Origin of the sequence: Actinophytocola sp. (assembly GCF_036402745.1) — a bacterium.
Lineage (GTDB): Bacteria > Actinomycetota > Actinomycetes > Mycobacteriales > Pseudonocardiaceae > Actinophytocola.
Genome location: NZ_DASWSJ010000159.1, coordinates 1 through 6,219, shown reverse-complemented (window position 1 = coordinate 6,219; position 6,219 = coordinate 1). Strand labels below are relative to the sequence as shown.

Sequence of the window (6,219 nt, the reverse complement as noted above, 5' to 3'; positions counted from 1 at the left end):
ACCTGCCCCGCGAGGGTCACCGCCCCGTTGGGCGACGGACTCGGCTCGGCCACAGACGCTCCTCGGCTCGCTCGTCAGCTGAGCCCGCAGTCTATGTCCGGCCCCCGGCAACCCCCGGGAGCGCCGCACCCGGCACGTCGCTTCGCCCGAATGCACCTTGATATCGCCGGCTACCGCGAGTAACACAAATAGCGGCGACGGGGCCGGGAAATTGCCCTGTCCTGTCCGCGTAAGCAGGGCACCTGGGCCCCGTCACCCCTGCGGGTGTACAGGACCGGCGAGCGGCTGGTCACTCGAGAGGGAGGGGCCCTCGATGGACACCGCGTTGACCGGCGTGACCGACGACGCGATAACCAGACTTCTCGGCGAAGAACTCCGCCGGGCGAGAGATGCCCTCGGTTTGACAAGAGCCGAGCTGATCGATCGAATGCCTTCGAAAATCCATCCACAAACGTTGGCGACCTACGAATCCGGCGCCAGACAATGCACCGTGATCCGCCTGATAGAAATCTGCCGGGCATTGGGCGTCGCCGCGCCCGACATTCTGAGTCTTTCGCTGCAGCGCGCAAAAGCCGAGCTCTACACACTCACACTGCTGATCGACCTGCCCGCGCTGATGTACGACGACGCCGATTCCTTCGACCAGGTCCGGACCTGGGCCCGGCTGAAGCTGGAGGAACCGGAGGGAAAGAACATAGCGTGGCTCGAGCCGCCCGCCGTGCGGGAGATGGCCTTCATCTTCGGCATGCCCCGGACCGAGCTGGTCGCCTACCTGGCGACGTTCGCCCCCCGCGCGGCGCCACGCGGGGACGATCAGTGAAACGGAATCCAGGCCACCGTGTACGTGCCCAGCGTTTCGGCGCCGGCGGGCGCGGCCGCCAACGCCAGCAGGGCAACGCCAAGGATTGCCACGGCTAGGATCTTGACGATCTTCCGGAACATACGGACTCTCCACAAGGGCTGGACCGGCGGGCTTGGTGTTCAGTTGTCGCCGGGGTCTCCGTGCGGAACGCCAGTATGCCGCCTGGACAACTGCCTCACACAGTTGGGGTAGCGGGTCCTACTGAGCCACACTTTTGTATCAACATGTGTGTCAAGTGGTGCCTTGGGTTGCGAGTTGGAAGCGGGCGGTGCCCTCGACGGTGTCGTCCACGTCCAGGGTCTTGTCGTCGACGTAGTCGGCGGTCAGGGAGTCCAGCATCACGCGGGCGCCCGTCGTCTCCTCGGTCACCACCAGGTCGGTCTCGTCGGCCATCGCGGCTATCGAGACCGCGAAGTCGGGTTTGCCGAACCTCGCCTCGACCCTGAGGCCTGCGGCGCCCTGACCGCGGACCAGCCGGTTGATCGCCAGCCCGGCTTCGGGGGTGATGTGCAGCACGAAGCACCTCGCTTTCGGATAGACCTTGATCGGCCTACCCGGCCCGCCACCCCGCTAACCGAAAGGTTTCCCGCAGGGCCGAATGGGTAGCCAACAGACCGCGGGGGCGGCCAGGAGGCGTAGCGTGACCTGCACAGAGCACTTTCACGACGATCCGAGGACACATCGATGACTCGGCATACGCGTGACCTCATCGTGGTGGGTGCGTCCGCGGGCGGGGTGGAGGCCCTCGGCGGCTTCGTCGCCGGGCTGCCGGCCGACCTCGCGGCCAGTGTTCTCGTCGTTCTTCACCTGCCAGCGGGCGGAACCAGTGCGCTGCCGGCAATCCTCAGCCGCGCCGGTGTGCTGCCCGCGCACAGCGCCACCGACGGCATGACCCTGGACTACAGCACGATCTACGTCGCCCCGCCCGGTCATCACCTTCTCGTGGCGGGCGAGCGCGTGGCGCTTTCCCATGGGCCGACCGAGAACGGCAGGCGCCCGGCCATCGACAGCTTGTTCCGCTCCGCCGCGATCGTCGGCGGTCCCCGGGTGACCGGGGTGCTGCTGTCCGGCGTGCTCGACGACGGGGTGGCCGGCCTCGTGTCGATCGCCAGCCGCGGCGGGCGGGTGATCGTGCAGGACCCGGCCGAGGCGCTCTACTCGGGGATGCCCCGGCACGCGATGGAAGCCCTGGAGGTCGACCACGTCCTGACGGTCGACGCCATGGGTGCCGTTCTCGACAAGCTCTGCCGCGAGGAGGTTGAACTCGACGGTGCCCCGGCACCGTCCAGACTGATGCGATTGGAGAACAACATCGCCACCACGGACTCGTCGGCACAGGTCGGGCGCGATCCGGAGCAGCTCGGCCGCATGTCCGGGTTCAGCTGCCCGGACTGTGACGGCGTGCTCGTCGAGATCACGCCCGGCAGCCGCTACCGCTGCCGCGTCGGCCACGCGTGGACCGCCGAGGCACTGCTCGACGCTCAAGGCTCGGCGTGGGAGCGCGCGCTCTGGGCGGCCATTCGCACCCTCGCCGAGAAAGCCGCGCTCAGCCAACGGATGGCCGACAACGCCAGGCAACGCGGCAGCACCGGCCTCGCCGGCCGCTACGACCTCACCGCCGAGGAAGCGCTGGACGCGGCGGCGCTGCTGCGGGCACCGCTGAACGTCGCGGGACGCAGCGAACCGGACGAGCTGAGATAGCCGTGCCCTCCGCCGCCTTACGCGTCGACCTCCGCGAGGTCGCTGGCGCGGCCGTGCTCGCGCCTACCGGCGTGCTCGACGCGGCGTCCTACGGCCAACTGCGCACGCTGCTGGTCAAGGCGGCCACGAACGAGCCCCGCGCGGTGATCGTGGACCTCGACGGGCTCGCGGTGCCCGACCGTGCCGCGCTCGCGTTGTTCTCCTCGGTCTCCGACCAGCTCGCGGACTGGCCCGGCGTGCCGCTGCTCCTCGCCGTCGAGCGGCCCGGGCAGCGGGCGCTGCTCGACGGTTACCGGCTGGCCCGGTTCGTCCCCATCCACCCGTCGGTGCTGGCCGCGGTCGCGGCGGTCGACGCGCCCGCGGTCCGCCGGATCGCCCGGCGCAAGCTGCCGAACAGCCTCGCGAGCGCGGCGATCGCCCGGCGGTTCGTGCTCGACGTGTGCCGGCAGTGGCCGGTCGCGATGCGCGTCCAGGACGCGATGATCATCGCGAACGAGCTCGTCGAGAACACCTTGCTGCACACGTACTGTGCGCCGTCGCTGCGGCTGGAGCTACGCCGGGGCCTGCTGACCGTGGCCGTGTACGACGACGACCCGGCGCCGGCGCGGCTGATCGAGCCGGAGGCGGAAACGCTGTGTCACCGCGGTCTCGTGCTCGTGTCCGAGCTGTCCCGCGTGTGGGGCTGCTCGCCGACACCCTCGGGCGGCAAGGTCGTCTGGGCCGTGCTCAAGGCGTAGGAGCGAATAGGGTGCCCTGGTGACCACGTCCGGCGACCCCAGCGGGGATTTCGAAGCCGTCCTGACCTACCTGAAAGAGACCCGCGGGTTCGACTTCACCGGCTACAAGCGAACGAGCCTGGCCCGGCGGGTGGGCCGGCGGATGGCCCAGGTCGGCATCCACGACTACGCCGAGTACATCGACCAGCTCCAGGTCAGCTCCGACGAGTTCGACGCGTTGTTCAACACGATCCTGATCAACGTCACGAGCTTCTTCCGGGACCAGGAGGCGTGGGAGTACCTGCGGGACGAGATCGTGCCGTCGCTGCTCGCCGAGCGCTCGCCCGAGGACCCGGTGCGGATCTGGAGCGCGGGCTGCGCCTCCGGCGAGGAGGCCTACTCGCTCGCGATGGTGTTCGCAGAGGCGATGGGCGTCGAGCGGTTCCGGCAGCGGGTCAAGATCTACGCCACCGACGTCGACGAGGAGGCACTCGTCCAGGCCCGGCAGGCCATCTACCCGGAGGCCGCGGTCGAGAACGTGCCGCCGGAGCTCGTCGGGCAGTACTTCGAGCGGGCGGGCAACCAGTACGTCTTCCGCAAGGACCTGCGCCGGTCGGTGATCTTCGGCCGTAACGACCTGGTGCAGGACGCGCCGATCTCCCGGATCGACCTGCTGGTGTGCCGCAACACGCTGATGTACTTCAACGCCGAGACGCAGACCAAGATCCTCGGCCGGCTGCACTTCGCGCTCGCCCCGCGGGGACTGCTGTTCCTCGGCAAGGCCGAGATGTTGCTGTCGCACGCCATGATCTTCGAGCCGATCGACCTGAAGCGGCGGCTGTTCCGCAAGACCGTCGTGGGCCCCGCGGGCCTCGGCAGCGTCGGCGCGCAGGCCGCGTCGAGCGAGCGGCACGGCGAGGTCGGCAGCCTCGACCACCTGCGCGAGTTCGCGTTCTCGGCGAGCCCGGTCGCGCAGGTCGTGGTCACCGCGGACGACATCGTCGCGCTCGTCAACCAGCAGGCGGAGCTCGTCTTCGGCCTCTCGCCGCGCGACGTCGGCCGGCCGCTGCGCGACCTCGAGGTGTCCTACCGGCCGGTGGAGCTGCGCGGCTACGTGGACCAGGCCAAGGTCGAGCGCCGCGCGATCCGGATCAAGGACGTCGAGTGGCAGCGCGGCACCGGCGACGTCGCGTGGCTGGAGATCCACGTGAACCCGTTCGTCGACGGGGAGAGCGGGCTGCTCGGCGTGTCGATCGTGTTCCACGACGTCACCGCGGCCCGGGCGCTGCTCGACGAGCTGGCGCACGCCAACCGCCAGCTCGAGTCCGCCTACGAGGAGCTCCAGTCGACCAACGAGGAGCTGGAGACCACCAACGAGGAACTCCAGTCCACTGTGGAGGAACTGGAGACGACCAACGAGGAGCTCCAGTCCACCAACGAGGAGCTCGAGACGATGAACGAGGAGCTCCAGTCCACCAACGACGAGCTGCAGGCCATCAACGACGAGCTGCGCGTGCGGAGCCTCGAGCTGGACCGGGTGAACGACTTCCTGGAGTCGATCCTGACCTCCATCCGGTCCGGGCTCGCGGTGGTCGACAACGAGATGCGGATACTCGCGTGGAACCGGGGCGCGGAGGAGCTCTGGGGCCTGCGCCGGGACGAGGCCGCCGGGCAGCACCTGCTCAACCTCGACATCGGCCTGCCGATGGCGGAGCTGGCGCCGGCCGTGCGCAGCGCGCTGCAGGACGAGGACTTCGACACGACGGTGCGGGTGAAGGCGGTCAACCGGCGCGGCCGGCGGATCTCCCTGCACGTCCGGTGCGGCTCGCTGCGCAGCCCGTCGAACACGATCCAGGGCTGCATCCTCATCATGGACACCGAGGATCCGGCCGGTTCCGACGGCCCGTTGGACACGGCGAGCTAACGGTCGGCCGACCACGCGTGAGCGCTCAGGGCAGCCGGGTACCGTCTGCCATATGGACGTGTTGCTGCCCACCCGTCATTCGATGGTGATTCACCAGTCGAACGCGTGGCAGCGGAGTCAGACCGTCGCATGGATGGCAGACGCGCTGTCCCGGGGCGACAAGGTGCTGCACCGGGCCGTCGACGACGCGATGCTCGCCGGGCTCGGCCCGGTGGCCGGGACCGCGCTCGACACCGGACAGCTGGAGCTGGTCGACGCGCACCAGTGCCACGAGGAGACCGACGGGCGGCACGAGCGGCTGCGCGACCTGCACATCGACCTCATCGCCCGGGCCCGCGCGGACGGCTATCCCGGTGTCCTGCTCACCGCGGACGACCTGGCCCCGCGGCTGCTCACGCCCGACCCGGTGGAGCGGCTCGCGCACGAGCGGGACCTCGAGTGGCTCACGTCCGAGCCCGGCGTCCGCGTGCTGTGCTGCTACGACGTGCGGGTCGAGCACCCGGAACTGCTCGATGCGGTGGCCGGCGTGCACTACCGCAGCGTCGACGACATCCTCTGGTCCGCGCGCTGCGCCGAGGGCAGGCTGCTGGTGCGCGGCGAGATCGACGCCGACAACGCCGGCCGGTTCGGCGCCGTGCTGACGGCCGCGGTGGCCGACGGCGTCACCACCGCCGACCTGGCCGAGGTCACCATCCTGTCCGCGGCGGGCAGCCGGGCCTTCGAGACCGCCGTCGACGTGCTCCGCGACCGCGCCGAGCGGCTGCGCCTGGTCAACGCGTCGCCGACGCTGTACCGGGCGCTGACCCTGCTCCGCCTCGGCGGCGACGGCCTCGACCTGGTCGCCCGCACGGAGTCGGCCGACGGCCTCGCCAAGTTCGACTAGTCCGCCTCCCCGGGATTTAAAGTGTGCGTTGCGTTCCGGCGAATGGTGTGGGTATCGGGGTGGGTGGTGGTTGGGTGTCGTCACGGTCCCCTGAGGTTCCGGTGGTCGGCGCGGGACTTCGCACGATGATCTA

The 6,219-nt window shown here is 69.8% G+C and carries 7 protein-coding genes; 5 read left to right on the top strand and 2 right to left on the bottom strand.

Features of this window, described 5'->3' with window-relative positions; translation table 11 throughout:
- The first annotated feature begins 313 nt into the window (after nucleotides 1-313).
- Nucleotides 314-820: a helix-turn-helix transcriptional regulator gene (locus VGD70_RS15665; protein WP_331082186.1), complete on the top strand. Its 507-nt coding sequence runs from the start codon at nucleotides 314-316 to the stop codon at nucleotides 818-820.
- On the opposite strand, the gene VGD70_RS15660 is transcribed toward VGD70_RS15665, so the two are convergent.
- Nucleotides 814-942 carry a hypothetical protein gene (locus VGD70_RS15660; protein ID WP_331082185.1) on the bottom strand — a complete coding sequence of 43 codons (129 nt, stop codon included), beginning with the start codon at nucleotides 940-942 and terminating at the stop codon, nucleotides 814-816. The genes VGD70_RS15665 and VGD70_RS15660 overlap by 7 nt on opposite strands.
- A 151-nt stretch (nucleotides 943-1,093) precedes the next feature.
- Entirely contained in the window at nucleotides 1,094-1,378 is a 285-nt protein-coding gene (locus VGD70_RS15655; protein ID WP_331082184.1) for an iron-sulfur cluster biosynthesis protein, read from the bottom strand.
- Between the two features lie 168 nt (nucleotides 1,379-1,546).
- Here VGD70_RS15655 and VGD70_RS15650 point away from each other — a divergent pair, with 168 nt between their 5' ends.
- From VGD70_RS15650 to VGD70_RS15635, 4 genes are read left to right on the top strand one after another with little or no spacing between them, the layout of a single operon-like run.
- Nucleotides 1,547-2,563, top strand: a complete 1,017-nt coding sequence (locus VGD70_RS15650; RefSeq protein ID WP_331082183.1) for a chemotaxis protein CheB — start codon at nucleotides 1,547-1,549, stop codon at nucleotides 2,561-2,563.
- A 2-nt stretch (nucleotides 2,564-2,565) separates the two neighbouring features.
- Nucleotides 2,566-3,300 carry an STAS domain-containing protein gene (locus VGD70_RS15645; RefSeq protein WP_331082182.1) on the top strand — a complete coding sequence of 245 codons (735 nt, stop codon included), beginning with the start codon at nucleotides 2,566-2,568 and terminating at the stop codon, nucleotides 3,298-3,300.
- A gap of 19 nt (nucleotides 3,301-3,319) precedes the next feature.
- Nucleotides 3,320-5,203 carry a CheR family methyltransferase gene (locus tag VGD70_RS15640; RefSeq protein WP_331082181.1) on the top strand — a complete coding sequence of 628 codons (1,884 nt, stop codon included), beginning with the start codon at nucleotides 3,320-3,322 and terminating at the stop codon, nucleotides 5,201-5,203.
- A gap of 52 nt (nucleotides 5,204-5,255) precedes the next feature.
- Nucleotides 5,256-6,086, top strand: coding sequence for an MEDS domain-containing protein (locus tag VGD70_RS15635; RefSeq protein WP_331082180.1), 831 nt, complete (start codon nucleotides 5,256-5,258; stop codon nucleotides 6,084-6,086).
- The last annotated feature ends 133 nt before the right edge of the window (nucleotides 6,087-6,219 follow it).

Coding starts and splice junctions, on each gene's coding strand:
- VGD70_RS15665 (WP_331082186.1), top strand. CDS start 314: ATGGACACCGCGTTGACCGGCGTGACCGACGACGCGATAACCAGACTT.
- VGD70_RS15660 (WP_331082185.1), bottom strand. CDS start 942: ATGTTCCGGAAGATCGTCAAGATCCTAGCCGTGGCAATCCTTGGCGTT.
- VGD70_RS15650 (WP_331082183.1), top strand. CDS start 1,547: ATGACTCGGCATACGCGTGACCTCATCGTGGTGGGTGCGTCCGCGGGC.
- VGD70_RS15635 (WP_331082180.1), top strand. CDS start 5,256: ATGGACGTGTTGCTGCCCACCCGTCATTCGATGGTGATTCACCAGTCG.